General features: G+C 33.1%; 4 protein-coding genes. 3 read left to right on the top strand and 1 reads right to left on the bottom strand.

Annotated elements, in window-relative coordinates; all coding sequences use genetic code 11:
* The first annotated feature begins 119 nt into the window (after positions 1 to 119).
* Positions 120 to 1,544, top strand: a complete 1,425-nt coding sequence (locus K2N75_RS07620) for a glycosyltransferase (RefSeq protein ID WP_300120265.1) — start codon at positions 120 to 122, stop codon at positions 1,542 to 1,544.
* A gap of 94 nt (positions 1,545 to 1,638) precedes the next feature.
* Here K2N75_RS07620 and K2N75_RS07625 read toward each other — a convergent pair whose 3' ends face one another.
* The gene (locus tag K2N75_RS07625; RefSeq protein WP_300120267.1) at positions 1,639 to 2,994 is read right to left on the bottom strand and encodes a P-loop NTPase fold protein; all 1,356 of its coding nucleotides are present in this window, start codon (positions 2,992 to 2,994) and stop codon (positions 1,639 to 1,641) included.
* A gap of 306 nt (positions 2,995 to 3,300) precedes the next feature.
* Here K2N75_RS07625 and K2N75_RS07630 point away from each other — a divergent pair, with 306 nt between their 5' ends.
* Positions 3,301 to 3,447, top strand: a complete 147-nt coding sequence (locus K2N75_RS07630) for a hypothetical protein (protein ID WP_300120269.1) — start codon at positions 3,301 to 3,303, stop codon at positions 3,445 to 3,447.
* A gap of 96 nt (positions 3,448 to 3,543) precedes the next feature.
* Positions 3,544 to 3,761, top strand: a 218-nt coding sequence (locus K2N75_RS07635; RefSeq protein WP_300120271.1) for a hypothetical protein, incomplete at its 3' end; no start/stop codon positions are given.

Consider the following 3,761-nt stretch of genomic DNA (forward strand, 5'->3'; position numbering starts at 1 on the left):
CCCCCCCCCCCCCACCCCCCCCCCCACCCAAAAAAAACCCCCCCCCCCCCCCCCCCCCCCCCCCCCCCCCCCCCTCACTCCCCCCCCCCCCCCCCCAACACAAGCCGCCTAATACAATAATGAAAAATGCAACTTTTGTGGATTCTAGTATAGCTAATAACCGCGTCGGAATTATTATTCCAATCTATAATGCAGAAAAATATCTTGAAAAATGCTTAGATTCAGTTGTTAATCAAACTCATACTAATTTAGAGATATTGCTAATTGATGATGGAAGCACAGATAATTCTTGTCAAATTGCCAAAGAATACGCTGCCAATGATGAAAGAATTACTTTGATTTTAAAAGATAACGCGGGACAATCTAGCGCAAGAAATATAGGAATAGATTATTTTAATCAAGAATATCAGTTCATTTCTACAAATAAAGAAATTGAAAAATTACATTTATTTAAAATCAAAAATCTTAACAATACAAAAATCTTAACAACCAAAAAACTTTTAGCGATTCCAAAAATAGATTATTTAATCTTTTTAGATTCTGATGATTCTTGGGATTTAGATTGTTTAAAAAAATGTGTAACCGCTATGAACAACAAGAATATAGATATAGTGTGGTTTCATTTAAGTTTTATCTATAAATTAAACTACAAAAGTCATTGGGTGATAACACCAAAACGATTACTTCAAGATATGATTAATAATCAAATAGATAATTTCTTTTTTGTTTGGGGTGGTATGATTCGATTTGATTTTTTAAAAAAAATAAAATTAAAATTTTTGGAAGGCGTTATGCACGAAGACCATTTTTTTGGAATCTGTTTATTCCTACAGGCAAGAAACATTTATATCTTGAAAGATAATCTTTATAAATATTTCACAAGCACAAATAGTGTTACAAGAGGAAAAAACTTATCTTTAGGGACTTTACAATCTTTTTATAATTATGCTAACGACGCGATTGATTATGGATTTTTTGATATTCTTAAAAAAACGAGAAGCAAGCAAATCTACAAAGAAATTTCTAGATTAATAATAAATGAACATATTTATTATTATATCCTCACCCTAAAAGATGATGAATTAAAAGAGTTAGCAAAAAAAGTATTTTTTGGCAAACATTATTTTCAAACGTTTCTTCCAGCATTCTCTTTCATTAGGAGATATTCATACTCATCTGCCAAAATGAGAATCTCCAATCATTTAGCGTATAAACTAGGCTCTGCAATGATTTCAAAATCTAAAAGCCTTTCAGGATATATTCAAATGCCTTTTATTATCCTGTCTATTTATTATAGACATCAAAAAGAACAAAAAGAATATCAAGCAAAAATAGCAAAAAATCCAGCCTTGAAACTTCCTCCTTTGGAATCCTATGCAGACTATCAAGAAGCTTTAAAATACAAAGAACATCTAAGCTTTAAATTAGGAGCTGCACTCATTGAGTCTCAAAAAGTTTGGGGGGGGGGCATAATAAAATTTATATTCCACGATGTGCCTAGAATCAAAAGAGAGTTTAGAGAAAGAAACGAATCCCGCCAATAGTTTTAGGGCGTTGGATTTATCGCGTGATTGCTTGATTCATCTTGTGTGGTAAATTGGGAGGTGAAGTTGATGGCAGAGATGATTTTATTTGTATTTATTTGCGGTAAATAATTCCATTGTTGTCTTCTACTAACAAAAAAATGGCAATAAGTTCGCACGATATAAGAATAATGTTGAATATTAATGGAAACTCTATTTTGTCCCTCTTCTCTAAACCATTCCTTAGTTCTATCGTCTTGAATCGGTAATGGCAATTCAAAAAAGTTCTATCTTGCCAAAAAATCTTATTACATAAGCTATAAACGATTTCTACATATTGAGTAAAAAGAATATCATTCAAAATGCTTTTCCCTTTGCACACAAGATTCTCCACTATCCCCATTATTCCCTCTGCATCAGTAATATTTGGTATTTGCATATACAAATCAGGTCTATAAATCTTGATGAGTAAAATAAAAATAGCGTGTTGCATATCAAAAATAGGCTCTTTATTATTATCTTGGAATTGTTGCATTTCCAATAGTTTAATTTGAGGGAGAATTTTTTGTAATTCTCGTAAAGTAAAATTATCTGCGATAAAAATCTCTGCAAGATTTGTTTTTATATCTAATTGTTCTTGCAAATACTCACAAAATCTCTGCGGATGGGGATTAGGCAAAATATATTCTAAATCAAAGAATCTCCTAAGATAATTTTCTGTATCAATTTGCCCATAAATTGCTTGAATGGATTTGGAGAGTTGTGCCTTATCAATAGAGACTACAAATACAAGATGAGGAATCCCAAAGAGGTGTTTAATATTCTCTAGCATTTCAATGGCATAGGTTGGGCGACAGCGGTCTAATTCATCTATAAAAATAATAAAAGGCTGTCCCTCTTTTGCCCCTGTTGCCTCAAAGACTTTTGTTAGATTTTCTTTTAATTGCTCTAAGCATTCTTTTTCTTTAGAGTAATTCTCAATTAATACTTTTGCGCTGTCCTCTGTTAATGTCTGCGAAGCCTCTTGGAGCAATTCGTTATCTATTCCAATTTTATTAAATAAGCCTTTCACACTTATTTTCAATAAAGTAGGCAATGCCCTTTTAAAGATTTTTTGCACAGATTCCACTACCTGATTGAAATTTTCATTCCGAATTTCATTCTTTGTTAAATACCGATTCAATTCTCCTAAAACAGCAATCAAAGGCTCTTTGGTATAATCCTCCTCCCAAGCACTAAAATAAAGATTTGGAATCTTATAATCTCTATCAAGCATATTTTTCCACATCTTAATGAAAGTTGTTTTGCCATTTCCCCATTGTGCGTTTAAGGCAAGAATCAAGCCTTGCGTGTCTGTGTTGGAATGTTTTAAAAGATTCGTTAAATTAGTGGCAATAGATTTTCTACCTAGCTTATCATTTTCAAATATACAATGTTCGTTTTTGTCAAAGAAGTTATCTTTTAATATCATTTTGATTCCCTAATGTATTATTAAAATTTAAAACGATTATAGCACGAAAAAGAGAATGAAAAATTATAAAGCAAGACAAAAGCCCTGCTTAAAGCCTCAACCCTCATCAAAGGTGATATTTTCATAAAGTGAGGATTCATCAAGACAAAATTGTCCTAGATGATGCAATTATCACAAGATAACAAGCAAGAGAAATTTGGCTAACAATTTAAAAGAAGGGATACAAAAATGAGTATAGGTGATAATTAGTATGTCGTTAGAACTCTTAAAGATGGAGGGATTCAAATTGATAATGATGCACGCAATATGTATCATAATGATATTGTTGCAACTATGAGTGTGTATGTCGCGGCAACAGAAGAAAAGGCAGTGGAATATTTGCGCAAACAGAGAAAAAACGCTCATTTAAGCGCAGTTAAACGCAGACGGAAATGTAAGCAAGGCTGTGGCTAGAGAGTGGTTAGGAGAGTATTTAGAGAAATGTTACAAGGAGCTAAATGAGATTTTGTTCGGTTTTCTAAAATGGATTGTGTTAGGAAAGCGGCATTAGTGGATTTTGATTACAATGTGGGCTTAGGGTCGCTCAAAACCTTTAAAAACACTTTGCAATTCTTTGAATGTGGGGATTATAAACAAGCCGTAGAGAATATGTGCAAAAGCAAATGGTTCGCTCAAGTAAAAAAATGGGGGGGGGGGGGGGGAAATTGTGTGGTTGGGATGGAAGGGGGAGGATTTACATACCAAAAAAAGACTAACCCGATAAAGAA

This window comes from Helicobacter sp. (assembly GCF_029067145.1).
GTDB lineage: Bacteria > Campylobacterota > Campylobacteria > Campylobacterales > Helicobacteraceae > Helicobacter_D.